A 21,945-nucleotide genomic window follows, 5' to 3' on the forward strand; every position below is an offset into this window, starting at 1 on the left:
CCGCTGTGCCCGCCCTCCCCGGGCCTTCGGCCCGGGGTCCCCGGCGCGGTGGGACGCGTGCCCGGAGCGGAGGGGCGGGAACGCTCAGTCCGCGTCCTCGACCGGGTGCCCGCCCAGGTGGTCCGGAACCGGGGCGCGCCGGAGTTCGTGGCTGAGTTCCTCCAGCTCCGAGCCGCCCGCCATCTGCCGGGTCAGTTCGTCGAGGCTGATGCCGGTCTTGGGGTGGCTGCCGGCCATCGTGCCGCGCTTGAGGAGCACGAAGTGGTCGCCGACGAGGTAGGCGTGGTGCGGGTTGTGCGTGATGAGGACCACGCCGAGCCCGGCGTCGCGCGCGGCGGCCACGTACTTGAGGACGACGCCGGACTGCTTGACGCCGAGCGCGGCCGTCGGCTCGTCGAGGACGAGGACCTTCGCGCCGAGGTAGACGGCGCGGGCGATGGCGACGCACTGCCGCTCGCCGCCGGAGAGCGTGCCGATCGGCTGGTCGACGTCGCGCAGGTCGATGCCCATGCGGGCCAGCTCGGAGCGGGTCGTCTCGCGCATGAGGTTCACGTCCATGCGCGTGAGGGGCCACGTGCCCTTGACGGGCTCGGAGCCGAGGAAGAAGTTCCGCCACACAGGCATGAGCGGGACGACGGAGAGGTCCTGGTAGACGGTCGCGATGCCGAGGTCGAGCGCCTCGCGGGGCGAGGACAGCCTCGTTTCCTCGCCGGAGAGGCGGAAGGCTCCGGCGTCGTGCTGGTGGAGCCCGGCGATGATCTTGATAAGGGTGGACTTGCCCGCGCCGTTGTCGCCGAGCACGCAGGTGATCTCGCCGGGGTGGACGCTGAGCGAGACGCCTTCGAGGGCGCGGACGTTCCCGTAGTACTTGCTGACGTCGTCCAGCTCGACGAGCGGGACGCGCTCGCCGGGATCGGCGGCTGTGGGGGTGGTCATGAGGTGGCCTCCGCTCGCTTGCGCACCCACGCGTTGAGGAGCGTGGCGAGGAGGAGCATCGCTCCGAGGAAGAACTTGAACCAGTCGGCGTTCCACTCGGCGTAGACGATGCCCTTGCTCGTCATGCCGAAGATGAGCGCGCCGACGGCGGAGCCGATCGCCGAGCCGTAGCCGCCGGTGATGAGGCAGCCGCCGATGACGGCCGCGACGATGTAGATGAACTCGTTGCCGACGCCTTCGCCGGACTGCACCTGGTCGAAGGAGAAGAGCAGGTGCTGCCCCGAGATCCAGGCGGCGAAGGAGACGCCGAGGTAGAGCCCGATGCGGGTCCTGGTCACGGGGACGCCGACCGCGCGGGCGGCGTTGTCGTCGCCGCCGACGGCGAAGATCCAGTTGCCCGCGCGGGTGCGCAGCAGAATCCACGTGCCGAGCGCGACGAGCCCGAACCACCACAGGATGGTGACCTTGAAGTCGACGCCGCCGAGGGTGAGCGTGGAGGCGAAGAGGGCGTGCGCGGAGGAGAAGCCCTCCATGTCGGAGATGCTCTTGGTCGAGACGCCGCCGCTGATGGCCTTCGTGAGGCCCAGGTTGAGGCCCGTGAGCATGAGGAAGGTGCCGAGCGTGATGATGAAGCTCGGCAGTTTCGTGCGCTGGCGCAGGTAGCCGTTGAAGAAGCCGATCGCGAGGGTGACGACGAGCGAGACGCCGACGCCGACCCACGTGTTCGCGGTGAGCTGGAAGCTGAACATCGTGGAGACGAGCGCGGAGGTCGTCACCATGACACCGGCGGAGAGGTCGAAGTCGCCGCCGATCATGAGGAGCGCGACGGGGACCGCCATGATGCCGATGGTGGAGGCCGCGTAGAGCATCGTGGCGAGGCTCGCGGGCTTCAGGAAGCTGTCGGCGACGAGGGCGAAGAAGACGAAGACGGCGATCGCGCCGACGATCGAGCCGAGTTCCGGGCGGCGCAGGAGCCTGCGCCAGCCGGGGGTGCGCAGGAGCCGTTCGTCACCGCCCGCCAGGGCGCTCATCGGGTCTCCCGCTTCGTGTACTCGGCGAGGGCGTCGGCGTCGTCGCGCGTGACGATCTGCGGGCCCGTGAGGACGGGCTGCCCGCCGCCGAGCATGTCGGCGTTGTAGCGGTAGAGCCACAGCAGGTCGACGGCCTCGTAGCCCTGGAGGTAGGGCTGCTGGTCGACGGCGAAGCCGAGGGTCTTGGCCTTGAGCCCGTCGACGACCTCGGAGTTGAGGTCGAAGGTGTCGACCTCGGCCTTGCTGCCCGCCTCGTCCTTCGCCTTGACGGCGGCGTCGGCGAAGGGCGCGCCGAGGGTGACGACGGTGTCGATCTTCTTGTCCGTCTGGAGCTTGGCCTGGAGGGCGGACTGCACGTCGGGCATGTTGGTGCCGGTGACGTAGATGTTCTCCATCGTGCCGTCGAAGGTCTTCTTCGCTCCGGCGCAGCGGTCCTCGTGGCCGACGTTGCCCTGCTCGTGCAGGACGCACAGCGCCTTCTTCTTGCCGCGCTTGTTGAGTTCGTCGCCGACGGCCTCACCGGCGACGCTCTCGTCCTGCCCGATGTGGGCGAGCGCGCCGAACTTCTTGGAGTCGTCGGCGCCCGAGTTCACGGTGACGACGGGGATGCCGGCCTTCTTGGCGCGGGCGAGCGCGGACTTCATCGCGCCGGGCTTGGCGAGCGTGACGACGATGCCGTCGACCTTCTTGTCGATCGCGGCGTCGACGTACTGCGCCTGGACCTGCCCCTGGTCGCTGTGCGAGTAGAGGAACTTGATGTTGTCCTTGACGGCGGCCTGCTTGGCGCCGTTCTGCACGATGTCCCAGAAGGAGTCGCCGTCGCCGGAGTGGGTGATCATGGCGACCGTCCAGCGCGGGGTGTTCACGGCGGCCTTGCCACCGGCCGCCGCGGCCTTGCGGGCGTCCTCGGCGCGCTTGCCGCCGGTGCTGCTGCACCCCGCGAGGGAGAGGCCGAGCGCCGCGGCCACCGCGACACTCACCCAGGTACGAAAGCGTGCCACCAGGACCAGCCCTTCTCGTCTTGCCGTTCGTGCGTCGAATCCGCCGCGCCCGGTGGGCGCACGGTCCACGGGGACCGGGGTCCCCGGCCGGGGGCCGGGGAGGGCCGCCCGTTGCGGGCGCCGCCGGCCGCCCCGACCGACCAAGTATCGTGCACCGGTCCCCGGCCGCACGGCGGCGGGTGGGGAACGCTGACGGCTCGCAGAGTTGTAACGGAGAGTGGCCGCCCGCGTCAATGGCCCGCACGGGCCTCCCGCGGGGTGTGGCGGGCGCGGGTGGTCAACTTCGCCGTGGGGCAAAGGCGGTACGGCCCCGGGGCGTCGTGGCGCGCGACCCCTGCCCGCGCCTCCTCCGGCCACAGTGCGGGGTCGGGTGGTGACGGTCCGGAGGTCCCGGCAGGCGGCTCACGGGCGGGCGTCCGTGACCAACGCCGCACGCGACGGCGTTCAGGCCGGGTCGTCCCACGTGGTCGCGGTGGGGTCCGCGTCGTAGGTCAGGAGGGCGATCTGGACGCGGTTGTTGAGGTGGAGCTTCGCGAGGACGCGGGAGACGTGCGCCTTGACCGTGGGGACGCTCAGGTACAGCTCGGCGGCGATCTCCGCGTTGGAGGCGCCCCTGCCGACCGCGAGGGCGACCTCGCGTTCGCGCTCCGCGAGGCGCGCGAGGCGGGCGCGGGCCCGGTCGCGGCGCGCGTGGGGCGAATCGCCGCCCGCGACCTGGGCGATGAGGCGGCGCGTGACGAGCGGCGAGAGCACGGGGCGGCCCCGGGCGACCTCCCGCACGGCGGCGGCGATCTCGGCGGGCGGGGTGTCCTTGAGCAGGAAGCCCGCCGCACCCGCGCGCAGCGCCCGCAGCACCTGTTCGTCGGCGTGGAAGGTCGTGAGGACGAGGACTTCGGGGGCCTCCGGCCGCTCCCTGATCCGCTCGGTCGCGGTGAGCCCGTCCGTGCCGGGCATCCGCAGGTCCATGAGGACGACGTCCGGGCCCAGCTCCTCGGCGAGCCGTACCGCCTCCTCGCCGTCGGCGGCCTCGCCGACGATCTCCAGCTCGGGGGCGCCGCCGAGCATGAGGCGGAGCCCGGCACGTACGAGGGCGTCGTCGTCGGCGAGGAGCACGGTCACGGTCATGCGGGCCACGGTAGCCAGGCGGCGAGGCGGAAGCCGCCGTTCCCCGCGGCCCCGTGCTCCAGGCGGCCCCCGGCGAGCGTGGCGCGCTCCCGCAGGCCGATGAGTCCCTGGCCCGAGCCGGGTACGGGGGCGGGGGCGCCGGGCGGCGCGGTGTTGGCGACCTCGACGGTGAGCCCTTCGCCCGGCCGGCCGTGGACGCGGCACGTGACGGGGGCGCCCGGGGCGTGCTTGCGGGCGTTGGTCAGGCCCTCCTGGACGATGCGGTAGGCGGTGCGCCCGCTCGCGGCGGGCACGGTCTCGGGCAGCTGCCCGCCGAGATCGACGCCGAGGTCCACGTCGGCGCCCGCCTCCCGGCTCTCCTCGGTGAGGCGGGCGAGCGCGGCGAGCGTGGGCTGGGGGCGGCCGGGGTCCTCGCCCTCGTCGCCCGCGCGGAGCACGCCGATGATCTGCCGGAGGTCCTGGAGCGCCTCGTGGGCGCTGTCGCGGATGACGCCCGCCGCGCGCCTGACCTCGGGCCGCGGTGCGTCGGGCCGGAATTCGAGGGCGCCCGCGTGGACGCTGAGCAGGGAGAGGCGGTGGGCGAGCACGTCGTGCATCTCCCGGGCGATCTCCTCGCGGGCGAGCCGCTGCGCGTGCTCGGCGCGCAGCGCCGCCTCGGCCTCGGCGCGCGCGGCGCGGTCGCGCAGCGAGAGCACGAGCTGACGGCGGGCGCGGACGAACATGCCCCAGCCGATCACGGTGACGACCATGACGGAGACGAAGGCCGTGGCAGCGGTCAGGGACATGTCGGGGTCGGGCCGTACGAGGAAGTACGGCGGGACGAGCAGCAGCGTGAGGGCGCCGACCCAGGCCACGTACCGGAAGGGGCGGTGCACGGTGAGGGTGAAGAGGCTCACGAGGATCGCGCCGCCGGAGGTCTCCGAGAAGAGCCCCACGACCAGGAGGACGAGCGCCAGCCCCAGCGGCCTGCGGCGCCGCGTCCACAGGGCGCAGCAGGCGAGGGAGCCGAGCAGCACGTCGACGAGTACCTCGGCGTTGGAGGCGCTGCGGCTGAGGGTGTCGAGGCTGAGCACGCCGACGAGGAGCGCCGAGAGGAAGCAGAGGCTGTCGACGATCCAGTCCCGCACGGTGCGCCGCGCGCGGCGCGGGGGCGCGAGGTCCACGACGGCGGAGGGGAGCAGCCACGGGTACTCGGGCCGGACGGGGCCGCGCGGCTCGCCGCCCCCGGTGCCCGCGGGCAGCGCGGCGCGGAGGCGGGCGACGGCCTCCCCGGCCCGCGACCGTCCTCCGGTCTCGCGGGCCGTGCCGTCCTCCTGCGCCGTGCGCGGTCCGGGTGCCACCTTTGTCGCCATAGTCAACAAATCTACGGGGCCGCGACGGCGCTGCGGGCGGCCGGGACGCACGTGCATCCGAAAGTCCACGGAGCGGTACGAAAGTCGGAGGGGGCCCCGGGCCGGGAGGCGGCTCCGCGCACGTCAGCTACCCCCTCCCGGGCCCGGCGAGCCGGCCCCCGGGACGGGAGGCGGCTCAGAACCAGTGCGGGCAGTGGGGGGCGCGTGCGGTACGGAAGAGGGCGTCGGCGGGGCCGCGGCTTCCGGGTGGTGGGTCCGGACGTGCCCGGCGCGTACGAGGGTGCCCGGCGCCGTGCCGCCGAGGAAGAGCGCACCCGGGTCGCGTACGTCCAGGGACAGGTCGGGCTCCCGCTCCGTGGGGACGCGGTCGGCCTCGCCGGGGGGAGGCGCACCACCCCTCCGGCGAGCGAATCACGGCCCTCCGTGTGGCCGCGTCGCGGCTCCGTGCGGGCGGCACGCCGCCCCGCCGCGCGCCGTCGAGCCGTGGGGGGACGCGCGGTGGGGCGGGGGGCGCCTGGGCCGGTGGGTGCCGGCTACCGGCGGGGCGCCGGGGGGAGATGGTCAACAGGGCCGGGCGGTGGGCCGGTTGGGCCCGTGGATGCCGCTGGGGCGGGTTCAGCAGGTGAAGTCGATCAGGTCGAAGCTCGCGTAGTGGTCGGAGGTGTAGTAATCCTCGTCGGTCTTCTCGCCGGTCACGATGCGGCGCGCGCCGCGGTCCGAGGAGCCGGGCGTCTTCACGGTGTACTCGTGGTAGTAGCCGGTGGACTGGCCGGGGAGGATTCCCTCGCGGTTCTGGAAGACGATGCCGTCCTGCGGGTACGGGAACGGGCCGCCGCTGTCGATGAGTTCGAGCGTGTCGTGGGCCTGGCTCGGCAGGGCCGAGGAGCAGATGTCGCCGACCGCCGCCGCGCGCGCCGGGGCGAGGACGGAGACGGGGGCCGGGGCCTGCGCCTGCGCGGTGGCGGCCGGGCCGCCGATCAGGAGGGCGGCGCCGAGCGCGGCGAGGGCGGCGAGTCGGGGGGTGCGGGACGAGGTGTGGGGGTGTCGTCGCATGACATCCACGATGACGCGCGTAGACGCCAGTGTCCATGTCAACCCGGGTGAAAGTTCCGTGTGTTGGTGAACGGCTGGTGCACGCGGTGTGTGTCGGCGCGGGACGCGCGCCCCCGGGCGTACGCGGGCGACAGGCCGCACTCCCCCGCCGCGCCCCCGCACGCGTCACCTCACCCTTCGCCCAGTTCCCTTACTCTCCGCTCCAGTTCGCCCCTCCCCCGCTCGCTCAGGGTCCCGTGCAGCCGCAGTCGCGAGACGCCGCCGTCGGGGTGGATGTCGAGGCGCGCGTGGGTCGCGGGGACGGGGTGGTCGAGGAGGAAGCGGTGGGGGGTGTCGGGCTGGAGACGGGTGGGCGGCAGGAGGGCGGTCCAGGGTCCGTCGTCCTCGCGCACGGAGAGGGCCGCCCAGCCCGCCGCGTTGCCGAGGTAGCAGGCGGTGTCGATCTCGACGGCGCGGATCTCGCCGTGCCCGGCGAGGGCGTACCGCACCCAGTCGTGCCCGTCGTCGCGCCGCCGCCGCGTCTCCCAGCCCTCGTGCATGGACCGCGAACGCCCGGGGCGCAGCGTGTGGGCGGGCGGCGAGTAGAAGCGGTCGGAGGCGTCCTCGGCCCGGCCCCCGTGCTCCTGCGCGGCGAGGTCGAAGGTGCCGAGCGCGGCGAGCCAGCGCGGATCGGGCACGACGTCCCCGTGCACGCGCAGCCGGGCGATCCCCCCGTCCGGGTACTGCCGCAACCGTACGTGCGTGAACCGGCGTTCGACCGCGACGGGGAAGCCGTTCGCGGCGTGCCCGCCGACCTCCGTGCGGGGCACGAGGGTGGTCCAGCGCACGCCGGGGGCGAGCAGGTCCCCGGGGCTCGGGTGGCCGGGCAGCGCGGTGGCCTCGACGCTCACCGCGCGGGGGTGGTTGCCGCGGAAGTGTGCGGTGTCGACGAGGAGTCCGCGCACGACGCCGGGGGTGGCGAGGCGGATCAGCGCCCAGTCGTGGTCATCGGCGTCCGGCCAGGGGTGGGCGGCGTCCGTACCACGACGGCGGCGGGTCTCCCAGCCGTCCATGATCTTGCCCTTGTGGCCGTAGGCGGCCGGGTCGAAGCGGGGACGGTCGGGGACGAGCAGGTTCTCGCGCTCGGCGAAGAACTCGTCGTTGGCGGCCACGACGCAGCCGCCGAGCCCGCGGTCGGCGAGGTCCGGGAGGTCCGTGAAGGGGTGTGCGGTGGCGCGGTAGTCGGCGTAGGGGTCGCCGCCGCTGTAGGGCTGGGCGGGACCGGTGAAGGCAGGGGGCGTCGCGGTCACGGTGGGCGTGGTTCCTTTCGTCGCTTCGGGGTGCGCGCGGGTCACGGCTCCAGGCGCAGCAGCTTCCCGTTCGGTGCGGTGAACTCGCCCGCCTCGTAGGCGCGTCGGCCGCGCAGCCAGGTGGAGCGGACGACGCCGCGCAGGGTGCGGCCCGCGTAGGCGGTGACGGCGTTGCGGTGGTGGAGGCGGGCGGGCTCGACGGTGAAGGCGGCCTCGGGCGCGAAGACGGTGAAGTCGGCGTCCTTGCCCGGGGCGAGGGCGCCCTTCGCGGAGAGTCCCGCGAGGGCGGCGGGTGCGGCGGACATGCGGCGGACGACGTCCGCGAGCCCCGTCCCGCGTGCCTCGGCGGCGGTCCAGACGGCGGGCAGGCCGAGCTGGAGCGAGGAGATGCCGCCCCACGCCCCGGCGAAATCAGGGGTTTTGAGGTCGGCGGTCGACGGGGAGTGGTCGGAGACGACGCAGTCGAGCGTGCCGTCGGCGAGCGCCTGCCACAGGGCCTCCTGGTTGGCGGCCTCCCTGATGGGCGGGCAGCACTTGAACTCCGTGGCGCCGTCCGGGACTTCCTCGGCGGTGAGAGTGAGGAAGTGCGGGCAGGTCTCCGCCGTCACGCGCGCCCCGGCCGCTTTCGCCTCGGCGAGGAGCGGCAGCACGTCGGCGCTGGAGACGTGCAGCACGTGGACGCGGGCGCCGGGGTGGCGGGCGGCGGCCTCCAACAGGAGGCGTACGGCCTCGCGTTCGGCGGCGTGCGGGCGCGAGGCGAGGAAGTCGCGGTAGTGGGGGCCGGTCGGCCGGGGCGCGGCGGCCAGGTGGTGGGGGTCCTCGGCGTGGACGAGGAGGAGGCCGTCGAACGCGGCGAGGGCGGCGAGGGCCGTGTCGAGCCCTGCCGCGTCAAGGGGCGGGAACTCGTCGACGCCGGACGGGGACAGGAAGCACTTGAAGCCGAGGACCCCGGCCTCGTGGAGCGGGCGGAGGTGGGCCGCGTTGCCGGGGATCGCGCCGCCCCAGAAGCCGACGTCGATGTGCGCGCGGGGAGCCGCGACCTCCCGCTTGCGCCGCAGGTGGTCGACGGTGGTGGTGGGCGGGAGGGAGTTGAGCGGCATGTCGACGAGCGTCGTGATGCCCCCGGCGGCAGCCGCGCGGGTCGCGGTCGTGAAGCCCTCCCAGTGGGCGCGCCCGGGGTCGTTGACGTGGACGTGCGTGTCGACGAGTCCGGGCAGGAGGGCGTCGTCGCCGAGGTCGAGGACGCGACAGCCCTCGGGCGCCGCGCTCCCGTACGGGAGGACCGCGCTGATCACCGGGCCGGTGACGGCGACGGCGGCGGGGCGCGGCGGGCCCTCGGGGAGTACGGCGCGGGTGGAGCGGAGGAGGAGGTCGGGCGGTGCGGCGGCGGTCATGGCGGGCCCCCTGGTCAACGCCTGCGGAAGCGTTCAACGTTCTGTTGAATCCCTGCCGCGAGTCTCTGCCGCCCCAAAGGCCCCGTCAAGAGCGCCGTACGGCGGGAGCCACCCTGCCCCTTTTCGGTAACCGGAAATAAACTTTCATGTAACACCGTCCTCCGTGCGGCCCGAAAGATCCCGCCCGGTAGGCTGCTGGTTCGCCCGTCCGTCCCCCGAAAGGACCGCGCCGTGCCGACGCCGAGCACCAGCGATGCCGTCGCTCCCCCGAAGTCCGCGGTCGCCGGGGGCGTGCAGTCCCTGGAGCGCGCCTTCGACCTCCTTGAGCGGATGGCGGACGCCGGCGGCGAGGTCGGGCTGAGCGAACTCGCCACGAGCAGCGGCCTCCCGCTGCCCACGATCCACCGCCTCATGCGCACGCTCGTCTCGACCGGGTACGTGCGCCAGCAGGAGAACCGCAGGTACGCGCTGGGCCCCCGCCTGATCCGGCTCGGCGAGTCCGCCTCGCGACTGCTCGGCACGTGGGCGCGCCCGTACCTCGCGCGGCTCGTCGAGGAGACGGGTGAGACCGCGAACATGGCGCTGCTCGACGGCGACGAGGTGGTGTACGTGGCGCAGGTGCCCTCGAAGCACTCGATGCGCATGTTCACCGAGGTCGGCCGCCGGGTCCTGCCGCACTCGACGGGCGTGGGCAAGGCCCTCCTCGCCGACAGCACCCCGGGCGAGGTGCGCGCGCTGCTCGCCCGTACCGGCATGCCGGCCGCGACCGACCGCACGCTGACGACGCCCGAGTCCTTCCTCGCGGCGCTCGACGAGGTGCGGGCACGGGGCTTCGCGGTCGACGACAACGAGCAGGAGATCGGCGTGCGCTGCCTCGCGGTGTCCGTCCCGCACTCCCCCACGACGGCCGCGCTCTCGGTCTCGGGCCCCGCGGGCCGCCTGACCGACGAGGCGATGGTGCGCCACGTACCCGTACTGCGGCAGGTCGCCGCCGAACTGTCCGAGGCGCTCGCGCGCCGCGCGGAACAGGGCTAGCGAAGCCGTCCGGCGCGGGCCCCGGCGGGCGGAGCCGTCCGGCGCGGGGTGCCGAACAGGCGGGATGCATCGCCTCCCTGACGCGACGTCCCCCCGACACGGCCTCCTGATGCGGCGCCCCGCTCACGCGACCCCTTCTGTACCTACTGGTATGTACACTCCGGCCCATGGACACCGCGGAACGACTGATCGAGAGCACGCGCGCCCTGCTGTGGGAACGCGGCTACACCGGCACCAGCCCGAAGGCCATCCAGCAGCGGGCCGGAGCCGGGCAGGGGAGCATGTACCACCACTTCACCGGGAAGCCCGATCTGGCGCTCGCCGCGATCCGGCGCACCGCGCGGGAGATGCGGACCAAGGCGGAGGAGCTGTTCTCCGCGCCGGGCACGGCGATCGAGCGCGTCACCGCGTACCTCCACCGGGAGCGTGACGTCCTCAAGGGCTGCCCGATCGGCCGCCTCACGCAGGACCCCGAGATCATGGCCGACGCCGAGTTGCGCGCCCCCGTCGGCGAGACGCTCGACTGGCTGCGGGAACGCCTCGCGAAGCTGCTCGCGGAGGGCCGCGAGCGCGGCGAGCTGAGCGCCGCGCTGGACCCGGCGACGACGGCGGCGACGATCGTCGCGACCCTCCAGGGCGGCTACGTGCTGGCGCGCGCCGCCGGATCGGTGGAGCCGTTCGACCAGGCGATCGCCGGAGTGCTCGGTCTCCTGGCCGCTCCTGCCGGGCCGCGCTGAGCCGCGCACAGCGCGGGCCGCCGGGACCGTACGCACGGCGGCAATCGAGACCCCTTCACCTCGCCCCGGAAAGGCATCACCCGTGCACGCGAAGCAGTACGAGATCACCCTGCCCGCCGACTACGACATGGGCGTCATCCGGCGCCGCGTCGCCGTGGGCGGCCATGTCCTCGACGACCGGGCCGGACTGGGCCTGAAGGCGTACGTCATCAGGGAGCGCGGCGTCGAGGGCTCGCCCGTCAACCAGTACGCCCCCTTCTACCTGTGGAACGACACCGGGGCCATGGCCCGGTTCCTCGTCGGGGGCGGCGGCTTCCAGAACATCGTGCGGGACTTCGGGCGCCCCGTCGCCCGGCACTGGGCGGGCATCGCCTGCCACGCGGGGCCCGCCCGCGCTGCCGTGCCCCGGGCGGCCTCGCGCCGCCTCACCCCGATACCCGCCGACCCGGACACGGACGGCACGGGGCTCGGCCTGTCCGCGCTGATCGAGCGGGAGACCGCGCACCTGCGGACACTCGCCACCCACGACGACGTGCACACCGCCGCACTGGCCGTCGATCCCCACCACTGGCAACTGCTGCGGTTCGTGCTGTGGGCGGACTCCGCCGCGCCCGACGAGGAAGCGACGGAGCGCTACGAGGTGCTGCACCTGTCCGCCCCCGGCATCGGCGAACTGCCGGAGGGACGCGCCTGGTAGCGGGTCCCGACCGGCTGCGGGGCGCACGCGGCGACCGCGCCCCGCAGCCACACCTCGCGCGCCCCCGCGCACCCGTGGGCTCCGCGGCGCACCCGCACGCGCCGAACCGCGCGCCTACGCGCCGAACCGCACCCCCGCACGCCGCACCATGCCCGCACGCGCCGAAGCACGCCCCTGCACGCCGGACCTCGCCCGTACGCGCAGAAGCCGCCCCGCTCCCCCACCGAGCGCCCCTCAGCGCCCGCCCGCGCCCCCGAACAGCTCGACCGCCGCGCGCAGTCGGGCGAGGGCGGGGGCGAGGGCGCTCACCGAGCCGGTGGTGGCGGCGAGGCGCAGCAGGGGGCCACTGAGGGCGGCCGGGCTCGGGGCCGGGCCGGACAGGAGGGCGGTGAGAGCCGCGAGTTCCTCCTCGGCGAGGTCCCTGTCGGCGAGGGCGACGGGCAGCCCGGCCAGGGCGCGGCGCAGGACCGTCACGGCCTCGCGCAACTCCGCGATGCGCGGATCCTCCTGGTCCTCGGCGGGCCGCTGGTCCCCCGCCGGTCCCCCCGTGATGGCGACGGGCACACCCGTCCCCTCCGTACCGGTCACAAGCAGACTCCTCCCCCTTCGCACGACCTCGTGCGTCTACCCCGATTCGCTCGCGTCTCACGGCTGGTCAGGCGCAAGGCGGCGCGAACGGTGCCCAGTATTCGCCACCGCGCGCCGACACGCCAGCCGGTACGCGCCCCACCCGCTCCGTGCGCGCCCCGCCCGTAGGGTCGCCGCACACGCGCGCCGGTGCGGACCGGCGGGAGGGAGGCAGCGATGGCGCGGGACGCGGAGGGCGGGACGGCCGGGATCGTGCTCGCCGCCGGGGGCGGGCGGCGGCTCGGGGGCAGGCCCAAGGCGCTTCTGGAGTACGGGGGTTCACCGCTCGTCGCACGCGCGGTGGCGCTCGCGCGGGCCGGGGGCTGCGGGCGCGTGCACGTCGTGACGGGCGCCGAGGCGGAGGGGGCGCGCGCGGCCGGTGAACGCGCCGGGGCGGCGCCGGAGGCATGGGTGCGCAACCCCGCGTGGGAGTCCGGCATGGGGTCCTCGCTACGGGCCGGGCTCGCCTCGCTCGCCGGGACGGGAGCCCGCGCGGCGCTCGTGCTGCTCGTGGACCAGCCGGGCATCACACCGGAGGCGGTAGCGCGGGTCCTCGACGCGTACGAGGGCCCGGCGACGCTCGCCGCGGCGGCGTACGGGGGCGGGCGCGGCCACCCGGTGCTGCTCGGCGCCGCGCACTGGGCCGGGGTCGCCGCGGCGGCCGAGGGCGACCGGGGGGCGCGGGCCTACCTGCGGGAGCACGCGCAAGGGGTCCGGCTCGTGGAGTGCGGGGACTTGTGCGACCCGTACGACATCGACACCCCCGAGGACCTGCGGCGGCTGCGGGAGACGTCCTGAGGCACGCACGGGCCGGGGTGGCACCGAGGGACATCAGCCCGGAAGGCCCCAGCCATTGACTTCCGCGATGAGAAAACTAGTATCCACTAGCAAGCAGAGAGCAGCGTTCCTCTCATCCACACGCCCGCCATGCCGCCCCATCCGCCCCCGATACTCCATGGCACGCAGTGCCACACATTACGTGCCGTCCCCGCCGAAGCCGAAGGAGTGCCCCTCATGTCCGCACCCGCTCCCGCCGTCGTCGCCGCAGGCGCCCCGCACGCGAGCCGGCAGGAGGAGATCCTGACTCCGGCCGCGCTCGCCTTCCTCGCCGAGTTGCACCGCGCCTTCGCGCCGCGCCGCGCCGAACTGCTCGCGCACCGCGCCGAGCGCCGCGCGGAGATCGCCCGTACCGCCTCGCTCGACTTCCTTCCCGCGACGCGCGCGATCCGCGAGGACGACTCCTGGCGCGTCGCGCCCGCGCCCGAGGCGCTCCAGGACCGCCGCGTCGAGATCACCGGCCCGACCGACCGCAAGATGACGATCAACGCGCTCAACTCGGGCGCCAAGGTGTGGCTCGCCGACTTCGAGGACGCCTCGGCCCCCACGTGGGAGAACGTCATCGGCGGCCAGGCCAACCTCATCGACGCCTTCGAGCGGAAGATCGACTTCACCGACGCGCGCACCGGCAAGAGCTACGCGCTGCGGCCCGAGGAGGAGCTGGCGACCGTCGTCGTCCGCCCGCGCGGCTGGCACCTCGACGAGCGCCACCTGGAGGTCGACGGCGAGGCGGTCCCCGGCGGCCTCGTCGACTTCGGCCTCTACTTCTTCCACAACGCCGAGCGGCTCGCCGCGCGCGGCCTCGGCCCGTTCTTCTACCTGCCGAAGACGGAGTCGCACCTCGAAGCCCGCCTGTGGAACGACGTGTTCACGCTCGCGCAGGAGAAGCTGGGCATCCCGCGCGGCACGATCCGCGCCACCGTCCTCATCGAGACGATCACCGCCGCCTACGAGATGGAGGAGATCCTCTACGAGCTGCGCGAGCACGCGGCCGGGCTCAACGCGGGCCGCTGGGACTACCTCTTCTCCATCGTGAAGAACTTCCGTGACGGCGGCGCCACGTTCGTCCTGCCGGACCGCAACGCCGTGACGATGACGGCCCCGTTCATGCGCGCCTACACCGAACTCCTCGTCCGCACCTGCCACAAGCGCGGCGCGCACGCGATCGGCGGCATGGCCGCGTTCATCCCCTCGCGCAAGGACCCGGAGGTCAACAAGACGGCCTTCGCGAAGGTCCGCGCCGACAAGGACCGGGAGGCGGCGGACGGTTTCGACGGCTCGTGGGTCGCACACCCCGACCTCGTCCCCGTCGCGCTGGAGTCCTTCGACGCGGTGCTCGGCGAGCGCCCGAACCAGAAGGAGCGGCTGCGCGAGGACGTCGAGGTCGCCGCCGGGGACCTCATCGCGATCGACTCGCTCGACGCGAGGCCGACGTACGACGGTGTCGTCAACGCGGTGCGGGTCGGCATCCGTTACATCGAGGCGTGGCTGCGCGGCTCGGGCGCGGTCGCGATCTTCAACCTGATGGAGGACGCGGCGACCGCCGAGATCTCCCGCTCGCAGCTGTGGCAGTGGATCAACGCGGGTGTCGAGGTCGAGCACGAGGGCACGCCCGTCCTCGTCACGCGCGACCTGGTGCGCCGCGTCGCCGACGAGGACCTGGCCGCGCTCCGCGCCGAGCTCGGCGCGGAGACGTACGCGGCGGGCCGCTGGGACGAGGCGTACGCGCTGCTCCTGGAGGTCGCTCTCGCCGACACGTACGCGGACTTCCTGACCGTCCCCGCGTACGCGCGCCTGCGCGGCTGAGCCGCGCCGCACGGCCGCCCCGGGTCTCAGCGGCGGCCGTGCAGGTCGGGCACGTGCTGGAGCCACGCGGGACGGCCCGCGCGGCTCGCGTCGCGGCGGCGGCGGTCGGCCTCGGACAGCTCGCCCGCGCTCGGGAAGCCGGTCGGCAGCCAGCGCGCGGAGAGCGCGGCGCGCTCGGCGAGGTGCCGTACGTAGGCGTCCCTGACCTCGCCGGCCGTCGCGAAGCCGTCCTCGCCTTCGAGCCACGCGTCCGGTACGAGCCCGACGACCTCGCGCAGCAGTTCCTCGCCGACCTTCGGGGCCAGCTCGGCGTCGGCGGCGCGCGTGTCGGGCGCGTAGCCGCCGAGGGCGTGTGCCCGGAAGTCGTACGCCTTGCCGCGCGCGTCCCCGGCGCCCGCCCAGCGGTGGTGGAAGACGAGCGCGGCGCCGTGGTCGATGAGCCACAGGCGCGGGGGCGCGACGCCGCGCGTGGGCCATACGAGCAGGTTGGGGCTGTGCACGGTGCGGTCGACGTTCGCGGTGAGCGCGTCGAGCCACACGATCCGCCCGGCCTCCACGGGATCGACGGGGAACTCGCCCGCGACGAAGTCGGCGGCCCCGGACAGGTAGTCCATCCCGAGGTTGGTCCCGCCGCTCGCGTCGAGCAGTTCCCGCACCTCCTGGTGCGGCTCCCCCGCCCCGAGCGCCGGATCGAAGTCGACCAGCACCAGCTCGGGCACCCGGAGCCCGAGGCGCCGCCCCAGTTCCCCCACGATCACCTCGGCGACGAGCGCCTTCCGCCCCTGCGCGGCGCCGGCGAACTTCACGACGTACGTGCCGAGGTCGTCGGCCTCGACGACGCCGGGTACGGAGCCGCCGGAGAACAGGGACTCGACGTAGCGGGTCGCGGTGACCTCTCTCAGCATGTCCCCGGGCTCCGTCGCTCGTGCGGTGCGGATTCCGCGGCGATGCCCGGCTCGGTGTCACCCCGGCCGGGGAGGGGCCGGGGGGTGCGGAAGGCGTCCATGCCACCGATCGTGTCACGTCGCCCGTCGTGCGCGGCGACGGCGGTGCTCGCGCGCCCTCGCGAGGACGGGCGGGGTACGGGGCGCGGCCGGGAGGCGGCGCTCCGTACCCCGGTCCTTCTCGTCGTCCGGGCGGACTACTCCGTCCCCGTGGGGCGCCGGACGGCCCGTCCCGCGTCCGCGACGTCGGTGAGCGGCCGGAGCCGGTACGTGTACGCGTAGTCCCGGTCCGCGGGCAGCTTGTACGGGTCGTGGGTCTGCGCGCCCCAGCTGTTGTCGCCGCCGACGCCCATCTGCCGGTGGTTGACGCGCAGGACCACCTCGTCGCGCGGGGTGAGCTGGTAGTCGTGGCGGGCCCCGAGGGAGAGGTCCTCCGGGGTGAAGTGCGAGGCGTTGACCTCAAGGAGTTCCTCGCCCCACACGAGCAGGCCGCGCCCGCGCCGGTCGGTGAGGGCCGCCCAGCGCACGTCCGTCTTGTTGCCGTTCTCCTGCGGCCGGATGTACGGCGTCCACTGCTCGCTCACGGTGGAGGACCAGAGGGCCACGTCGGTGCCGTCCTTGCGGTCCCAGTGGTTCTCCTCGGGCCCGCGCCCGTAGTAGTGCAGCCGGTCGAGGGCCGCGGGCAGGTGCAGGATCGTGCCGACCTCGGGGAGGTAGGGGAGGTCCGCGACACCCGGGTGGAGCGTGTTGTCGACCTTGATCTCGCCGTTGCCGAAGACGGTGTAGACCGTGCTGTACGCCGACTTCGTGGACGTCGGCAGGGTGCCCTCGACGGTCACGACGACCGCGCGACCGCCGTCGAGCGGGCGCGCCGTCACCTTGTCGACCGCCCGCCGGGCGCCCGCGTCCCGCCAGGTCTGGTTGCGCGTGTGCTGGCCGTTGCCGTGGTCGTTGTCGGTCGGGGCGCGCCAGAAGTTCGGGACGGCTCCCGTGACGAGCAGCGCGGTGCCGCCCGCCTCGAACGTCGTGAGGAGCCCGGTCGACTTGTCGACGACGACCTTGAGCCGGTTGCCGCCCGTGACGGTGATCCGCGCGGAGCCGTCCTCGTACGACAGCTTCGGCACCTCCGCGAGCGGGACGGGCCTCACTTCGGGGCTGCCCGCGTCGAGGGGGAGCTGGACGCGGGCGACCTCGAAGCCCTCGTCGGCCCACGGGGTGCGCTCCCTGGTCGTGAAGGAGAGCTGGAGGAAGTACTCGGCGCCGGGGGCCGGGTCGTCCGGGAGGTGGACGGGGACGGTGATGTCCTTGCTGCTCAGGGGAGCGAGGTCGAGCTGTGCGCGGGTGAGCTTCCCGCGCCGGACCACGTGGCCGTCGCAGGCCAGCTCCCAGCTTCCGTTCCAGGCCCGGAGGTTGGTGAAGAGGTTCTCGTTGGTGAGGGTGATGTCCCCGGGCCTGCCGCCGTCCTGGGGCGTCGCGCCGATCGTCTGGTAGATCCGTTTGACCTCGGCGGCCTTCCCGGTGTGGCCGCGGTCGGGCAGGACGATGCCGTCGCCGCTGAAGGCGCCGTCGTTGGGGTTGTCGCCCCAGTCGCCGCCGTACGCGGCGAAGGTCCTGTCCCGGGCCTTCCTCGCCTCGTGGCCGACCGTGCGGGCGTCGAACCAGAAGCGCACGCCGTCGTCGTCCGGACCGCGCCCGTCGTCGGCGAGTTCGGCGGCCTCCAGGGCGCGGGCGTACACCCGGGCCCGGCGGATCGTGCCGCTGAACTCGCGGACGGGGTTCTCGACCTCACCGGCCAGGGAGAGGGGCGCGGTGGAGCCGGACGGCGTGCGCGTCGTGGTCTTCGTCGCCCTGGCCTCGCCGTCCACGTACAGCGTGAGGGTGCCCTTGTCCGCGTCGAAGACGCCCGCGATGTGGTGCTCGACGCCGGTCCAGCCGTCGTCGGGCGTCGTCCAGGACGCCGCGATCCACTGGCCGTCCGCGTAGAGGAAGAACTCCAGGGTCTTCCCCGACTGCTTGAGCGCGTAGTGGGTGTCGCCCTTGGCGAGGATCGGCTGCTCGTAGCCGCGCACCCCGGGGGTGGCCCAGGCTTCGAGGGTCAGGGAGCCGCGCAGGTCGAGGCCGTCGTCGCGGGCGAAGGCGGTCGCGCCGGAGAGGCCCTTGTCGCGGCTGAACGAGCCGGACGGGTTGACGACCTGGCCCTTCAGGCGGGCGGGCCCGGTCTCGGTGAACAGGAGGCGCCGCGGGGTCGGCCAGTTGAGGGCCTGGTCGACGAAGTCCCAGATCCAGCCGCCCTGGAGGACGTCGTAGCGGCGCACGACGTCCCAGTACTCCTTGAAGTTGCCGGTCGAGTTCCCCATCGAGTGGGCGTACTCGACCATCACGTAGGGGCGGGTGTCCGCGGTGTCCTTCGCGCGGGCCTCCACCTGGTCCGGCGACTCGTACATCTTCGAGCGGATGTCGCTGACGCCCGGCCGGTCGTCGCCCTCGTAGTGGATGACGCGGGTCGGGTCGTAGCCGTGGATCCAGTCGTACATGGCCGTGAAGGCGGACCCGCTGCCCGCCTCGTTGCCGAGCGACCAGATGACGGCGGAGGCGTGGTTCTTGTCGCGGTGGACCATGTTCCGCGCGCGGTCGACGCACGCCTTCGTCCAGTCGGGGTGGCTGGTGGGGTACTCGTCGCGGATGCCGTGGGTCTCCAGGTTGGTCTCGCCGACGAGGTAGAGGCCGTACTCGTCGGCGAGTTCGAGCCACACCGGGTTGTTGGGGTAGTGCGAGGTGCGCACCGAGTTGATGTTCAGCCGCTTGATGACGCGGATGTCGCGGACCATGTCGGCGCGGCTGAGGGCGGAGCCGCGGTCCGGGTCCATCTCGTGGCGGTTGGTGCCGCGCAGCGAGACGGGCTGCCCGTTGATCCGCATGAGGCCGTCCTTGAGCGCGAACTCGCGCAGGCCGACGCGGTGCGAGAGCGTCTCGACGACCTTCCCGTGCGGGTCGCGCAGCCGCAGGACGACGGTGTAGAGGTAGGGGTCCTCGGCGGACCACAGGCGCGGTGAGGGGACGGACTTCGCGTACTCGACGCTCACCTCGGACGCGGTGAGGGTGGCGGGGCCGGTCAGCGGGCGGCTCCACACGGCGTGCCCGTCGGCGTCGTGGAGCTGGGTCTCGACGGTGTACGCGGCCCCGTCGGCGTCGCCCCCGTAGTCCCGTACGTGCGCCGTGACCGACAGCTCCGCCGCCCTGTAGCCGTCGCCGAGCGGGGTCTCGATCTTGAAGTCCCTGAGGTGCACCGGGGGCGTCGAGTACAGGTACACGGAGCGGAAGATGCCGCTCAGCCGGATCATGTCCTGGTCCTGGAGCCAGTCGCCGTCCGAGTAGCGGTACACCTCGACGGCGACGTGGTTGGTGCCGTCCACGAGGTACGGGGTGACGTCGTACTCCGCGGGCGTGTACGCGTCCTCGTGGTACCCGGCGAGCTGCCCGTTGACCCACACGTAGTGCGCCGCCTTGACGCCCTCGAAGTGCAGGAAGGTACGCCGCCCGCGCCAGCCCCTCGGCACGGTGAACGTGCGCCGGTACTGGCCCACCGGGTTGTACCGGGTCGGCGCGGCGGGCGGCTGGGCCTCCTCACCGAGCCCGTTGGCGCCCCACCACGGGTAGGTGATGTTGACGTAGAGGGGCTTGTCGTAGCCGTGCAGCTGCCAGGCCGACGGCACCGGGATCGTCTCCCAGCCCGAGTCGTCGAGGTCGGTGCGGTAGAAGTCGTCGAGCGCGTCGGCGGGCCGCTCCACGTACGCGAACTTCCAGTTCCCGTCGAGGCTCTGCCGGTAGGGGGAGCGCGTGCGGTCGGCGGCGAGTGCCTGCCGGACGCTCTCGTACGGCATGAGGGTGGTGTGGGCGGGCTCGGTGCCGAGGCGGAACACGTCGATGTGCCCGTTCCACTCGTCGCCCCCCGCACTCACGCCCCCCGCGCTCACGTCCCCCGACGCACCGGAAGCCCCTGCCGCGGGGGGCACTCGGGGCAGCGCGAGCGCGCCGAGCACGACCGCCCCCGCCTCCAGGAGTCGTCGGCGGCTTACGTTCACGCTGGACGGGTGTGGCATGGCTGTGCCCTTCCGGCCGGGGGGTCGTGCGGAACCGCGCCCACCCTAGGAAGAGAACAGAACCGAGACAATAACAACGTCGGATTCTGTCGCTTTCTGAGCGAGGGGACGCGGGGCGGGGTCCCGGCGCGCGTCGGCGCGGGGCGGGCCGCGCGGCGGGCGGAAGGGGCCGACGCCGGCGAGGACCGGTCCCTCACGGGCTCCGGTCCCCGCTCGCGGCGGGCGTCTCCCCCGCCCGCCCCTCCAGCGCCCGTACCACCGCGACCATGTCCTCCCGGCCGAAGCCCCCCGCGAACGTCTCGCCGTACAGGGCGTGGCACGCGTCCAGGAGGGGGGAGGCCGCTCCGGACGCGCGGGCGGCCTCGGCGATGAGGCGGTTGTTCTTCAGGACGTCCTCGATCGTGGCCTGGGGGGCGAAGTCGCGGGCGAGCAGTTTCGGGGACTTCGTGCGGGAGACGGGGCTCGCCATCGGGCCCGCCTCCAGGATCGCGAGGAACTGGGGGAGGTCGAGGGCGTGGCGGGCGGCGAGGTGGAAGGACTCGGCGAGGCCCGTGACCGTCGTGATCAGGAAGAGGTTGACGGCGAGCTTCATGAGGAGCGCCTGCGGGGCCGCCCCGCCGCACACGAAAGTCTCCTTGCACAGCGGCGCGAACAGGGGGCGTACGCGGGCGACGTCCTCGGCCCCTCCCGCCAGCATCGCCACCAGCTCGCCCGCCTCCGCGGGGACGCGCGAGCCGGAGACCGGGGCCTCGACGTACGCACCGCCCGCCTCCCGTACCTCCGCCTCCAGGGCCCGCGCGTACGCGGGCGGGTTCGTGCCCGTGACGACGAGCGTGCGGCCCGCGACGCGGCGTGCGAACTCCCTTGTGCCGCGTGCCAGTACGGCATCCGTCGCGGCCTCGTCCGCGAGCATCAGGAAGACGGTGCGGCAGCGGCGGAAGACCTCGGCGGGGCTGTCCGCGACCTCGGCGCCCGCCGCGCGCAGGGGCTCCGCGCGGGGCGCGGTGCGGTTCCACACCACGAGCGGGGTGCCCGCGCGGACCAGGTTGAGCGCCATGGGGTGCCCCATGACTCCGAGTCCGACGAAGCCGGTCGGGGTGGCGTCTTCGGGCGTGGGCGGCACGGGGTCTCCTCGGCGCGACGGGATCATGACCGCCGTCATAATAAGGGCGGACTATGACGGCTGTCATGACGGGGGGCGTCGTTATGCTGGCGGCCGGTGCGCGAGGGAGGCGGCGGGGATGGCGGAGCGGAGTCCGCGGGAGCGGGTCGTGTTCAGCGCCGCCCAACTGCTGCGCAGGGGCGGCGTCGCGGGGACCGGGATGCGCGAGGCCGTGACGCGCGCGGGGGCGCCGCGCGGCTCGCTCCAGCACTACTTCCCCGGCGGCAAGGAGCAGCTGGTCAACGAGGCGGTCGACTGGGCGGGCCGGTACGCGGCCCGCCGCGTGGACCGCTTCGTCGCCGCGCTCGACACCCCCTCGCCGAGCGGGCTCTTCGCCGCGATGGTGGGGCAGTGGACCGAGGAGTACGAGGGCGAGGCGGGCTTCGCCGCCGGCTGCCCGGTCGCCGCGGCGACGGTCGACAGCGCGGACGCGGTCGCGTCGACCCGTACCGCCGCCGCGCGCGCCTTCGACGGCTGGCTCACCGCCGTCGCGGGCGCGCTGCGCGCGATGGGCGTGCCCGAGGCCCGTACGCACGCCCTCGCGACGCTCATGATCAGCTCCCTCGAAGGCGCGCTGCTGCTCGCGCGCGCCACGCGCGACGTACGCCCCTTGGACGACGTCGTACGGGAGCTGGGCCCGCTGCTCGACGCGGCGGTGCCCGAGGACTGAGCCGCCCCGCCGCCGCGCGCCTTCGGGAGGGGCCCGTGTGCCGCGCCCCCGCGACGGGCCCGTGTGCCGCGCCCGAGCGTGCCCCTCCCGCGCGTGCCGCGTCCCAAGCCCCGCTCCCGCATGTGCCGCGTCCCAAGCGCCGCTCCCGC

18 protein-coding genes and 1 pseudogene are annotated in these 21,945 nt (G+C 74.0%); 6 read left to right on the forward strand and 13 right to left on the reverse strand.

The window, feature by feature from the left end; translation table 11 throughout:
• Positions 1-84 precede the first annotated feature (84 nt).
• From STTU_RS05220 to allB, 9 genes and pseudogenes are all read right to left on the reverse strand, one after another.
• Positions 85-936: an ATP-binding cassette domain-containing protein gene (locus tag STTU_RS05220; RefSeq protein ID WP_043254217.1), complete on the reverse strand. Its 852-nt coding sequence runs from the start codon at positions 934-936 to the stop codon at positions 85-87.
• Positions 933-1,967, reverse strand: a complete 1,035-nt coding sequence (locus STTU_RS05225; protein WP_009069573.1) for an ABC transporter permease — start codon at positions 1,965-1,967, stop codon at positions 933-935. Before STTU_RS05225 ends, STTU_RS05220 begins: the two co-directional genes overlap by 4 nt.
• Positions 1,964-2,968, reverse strand: coding sequence for a sugar ABC transporter substrate-binding protein (locus STTU_RS05230; protein ID WP_043254218.1), 1,005 nt, complete (start codon positions 2,966-2,968; stop codon positions 1,964-1,966). The genes STTU_RS05225 and STTU_RS05230 overlap by 4 nt, the downstream gene beginning before the upstream one ends.
• Before the next feature lie 444 nt (positions 2,969-3,412).
• A complete protein-coding gene (locus tag STTU_RS05235) occupies positions 3,413-4,093 on the reverse strand; it encodes a response regulator transcription factor (protein ID WP_043257113.1) in 681 nt (226 codons plus the stop codon).
• The gene (locus STTU_RS05240) at positions 4,090-5,433 is read right to left on the reverse strand and encodes a sensor histidine kinase (protein ID WP_007820494.1); all 1,344 of its coding nucleotides are present in this window, start codon (positions 5,431-5,433) and stop codon (positions 4,090-4,092) included. Before STTU_RS05240 ends, STTU_RS05235 begins: the two co-directional genes overlap by 4 nt.
• A 187-nt stretch (positions 5,434-5,620) precedes the next feature.
• Positions 5,621-5,823 (reverse strand): annotated as a pseudogene (locus tag STTU_RS35245) (sterol carrier protein domain-containing protein); the annotation flags it as partial.
• 237 nt (positions 5,824-6,060) lie between these two features.
• Positions 6,061-6,498: a ribonuclease domain-containing protein gene (locus STTU_RS05245; protein ID WP_010265038.1), complete on the reverse strand. Its 438-nt coding sequence runs from the start codon at positions 6,496-6,498 to the stop codon at positions 6,061-6,063.
• Between the two features lie 170 nt (positions 6,499-6,668).
• Positions 6,669-7,787 (reverse strand): allantoicase, encoded by a 1,119-nt coding sequence (gene alc, locus STTU_RS05250; RefSeq protein WP_007820496.1) that lies wholly within the window; start codon positions 7,785-7,787, stop codon positions 6,669-6,671.
• A 41-nt stretch (positions 7,788-7,828) separates the two neighbouring features.
• Positions 7,829-9,181 (reverse strand): allantoinase AllB, encoded by a 1,353-nt coding sequence (gene allB / locus STTU_RS05255; RefSeq protein ID WP_007820497.1) that lies wholly within the window; start codon positions 9,179-9,181, stop codon positions 7,829-7,831.
• 231 nt (positions 9,182-9,412) lie between these two features.
• Between allB and STTU_RS05260 the strand changes: the two genes are divergently transcribed.
• The 3 genes from STTU_RS05260 (at position 9,413) to STTU_RS05270 (ending at position 11,650) form a co-directional block, all read left to right on the forward strand.
• Complete coding sequence (locus STTU_RS05260) at positions 9,413-10,216, forward strand: IclR family transcriptional regulator (RefSeq protein WP_007820498.1); 804 nt, start codon at positions 9,413-9,415, stop codon at positions 10,214-10,216.
• Positions 10,217-10,383: 167 nt separating this feature from the next.
• Entirely contained in the window at positions 10,384-10,953 is a 570-nt protein-coding gene (locus STTU_RS05265; RefSeq protein WP_007820499.1) for a TetR/AcrR family transcriptional regulator, read from the forward strand.
• A gap of 82 nt (positions 10,954-11,035) precedes the next feature.
• Positions 11,036-11,650 (forward strand): DUF4865 family protein, encoded by a 615-nt coding sequence (locus STTU_RS05270; RefSeq protein WP_007820500.1) that lies wholly within the window; start codon positions 11,036-11,038, stop codon positions 11,648-11,650.
• Positions 11,651-11,884: 234 nt separating this feature from the next.
• Here STTU_RS05270 and STTU_RS05275 read toward each other — a convergent pair whose 3' ends face one another.
• The gene (locus STTU_RS05275) at positions 11,885-12,238 is read right to left on the reverse strand and encodes a DUF5955 family protein (RefSeq protein ID WP_007820501.1); all 354 of its coding nucleotides are present in this window, start codon (positions 12,236-12,238) and stop codon (positions 11,885-11,887) included.
• 216 nt (positions 12,239-12,454) lie between these two features.
• On the opposite strand from STTU_RS05275, the gene STTU_RS05280 reads away from it, so the two are divergent.
• Together STTU_RS05280 and aceB are read left to right on the forward strand one after the other, a co-directional pair.
• Positions 12,455-13,075: a nucleotidyltransferase family protein gene (locus tag STTU_RS05280; protein ID WP_007820502.1), complete on the forward strand. Its 621-nt coding sequence runs from the start codon at positions 12,455-12,457 to the stop codon at positions 13,073-13,075.
• A gap of 216 nt (positions 13,076-13,291) precedes the next feature.
• The gene (aceB, locus tag STTU_RS05285; RefSeq protein ID WP_007820503.1) at positions 13,292-14,920 is read left to right on the forward strand and encodes a malate synthase A; all 1,629 of its coding nucleotides are present in this window, start codon (positions 13,292-13,294) and stop codon (positions 14,918-14,920) included.
• Between the two features lie 26 nt (positions 14,921-14,946).
• Here the strand turns inward: aceB and STTU_RS05290 are convergent, their stop codons facing one another.
• From STTU_RS05290 to STTU_RS05300, 3 genes are all read right to left on the reverse strand, one after another.
• Positions 14,947-15,825, reverse strand: coding sequence for a HipA family kinase (locus STTU_RS05290; RefSeq protein ID WP_007820504.1), 879 nt, complete (start codon positions 15,823-15,825; stop codon positions 14,947-14,949).
• Between the two features lie 236 nt (positions 15,826-16,061).
• Positions 16,062-19,964, reverse strand: a complete 3,903-nt coding sequence (locus tag STTU_RS05295) for a glycoside hydrolase family 2 TIM barrel-domain containing protein (RefSeq protein ID WP_007820505.1) — start codon at positions 19,962-19,964, stop codon at positions 16,062-16,064.
• Between the two features lie 193 nt (positions 19,965-20,157).
• A complete protein-coding gene (locus STTU_RS05300; protein ID WP_052862466.1) occupies positions 20,158-21,114 on the reverse strand; it encodes an NAD(P)-dependent oxidoreductase in 957 nt (318 codons plus the stop codon).
• Positions 21,115-21,205: 91 nt separating this feature from the next.
• On the opposite strand from STTU_RS05300, the gene STTU_RS05305 reads away from it, so the two are divergent.
• Positions 21,206-21,796, forward strand: coding sequence for a TetR/AcrR family transcriptional regulator (locus STTU_RS05305; RefSeq protein ID WP_043254222.1), 591 nt, complete (start codon positions 21,206-21,208; stop codon positions 21,794-21,796).
• Positions 21,797-21,945: the final 149 nt, after the last annotated feature.

Origin of the sequence: Streptomyces sp. Tu6071 (assembly GCF_000213055.1) — a bacterium.
Lineage (GTDB): Bacteria > Actinomycetota > Actinomycetes > Streptomycetales > Streptomycetaceae > Streptomyces > Streptomyces evansiae.

Excerpts from the sequence above, each read along its gene's own strand:
- aceB (WP_007820503.1), top strand. The coding sequence starts at position 13,292 with ATGTCCGCACCCGCTCCCGCCGTCGTCGCCGCAGGCGCCCCGCACGCG.
- STTU_RS05280 (WP_007820502.1), top strand. The coding sequence starts at position 12,455 with ATGGCGCGGGACGCGGAGGGCGGGACGGCCGGGATCGTGCTCGCCGCC.
- STTU_RS05265 (WP_007820499.1), top strand. The coding sequence starts at position 10,384 with ATGGACACCGCGGAACGACTGATCGAGAGCACGCGCGCCCTGCTGTGG.
- STTU_RS05220 (WP_043254217.1), bottom strand. The coding sequence starts at position 936 with ATGACCACCCCCACAGCCGCCGATCCCGGCGAGCGCGTCCCGCTCGTC.
- STTU_RS05305 (WP_043254222.1), top strand. The coding sequence starts at position 21,206 with ATGGCGGAGCGGAGTCCGCGGGAGCGGGTCGTGTTCAGCGCCGCCCAA.
- STTU_RS05295 (WP_007820505.1), bottom strand. The coding sequence starts at position 19,964 with ATGCCACACCCGTCCAGCGTGAACGTAAGCCGCCGACGACTCCTGGAG.
- STTU_RS05235 (WP_043257113.1), bottom strand. The coding sequence starts at position 4,093 with ATGACCGTGACCGTGCTCCTCGCCGACGACGACGCCCTCGTACGTGCC.
- allB (WP_007820497.1), bottom strand. The coding sequence starts at position 9,181 with ATGACCGCCGCCGCACCGCCCGACCTCCTCCTCCGCTCCACCCGCGCC.
- STTU_RS05300 (WP_052862466.1), bottom strand. The coding sequence starts at position 21,114 with ATGATCCCGTCGCGCCGAGGAGACCCCGTGCCGCCCACGCCCGAAGAC.
- STTU_RS05225 (WP_009069573.1), bottom strand. The coding sequence starts at position 1,967 with ATGAGCGCCCTGGCGGGCGGTGACGAACGGCTCCTGCGCACCCCCGGC.
- STTU_RS05290 (WP_007820504.1), bottom strand. The coding sequence starts at position 15,825 with ATGCTGAGAGAGGTCACCGCGACCCGCTACGTCGAGTCCCTGTTCTCC.
- STTU_RS05245 (WP_010265038.1), bottom strand. The coding sequence starts at position 6,498 with ATGCGACGACACCCCCACACCTCGTCCCGCACCCCCCGACTCGCCGCC.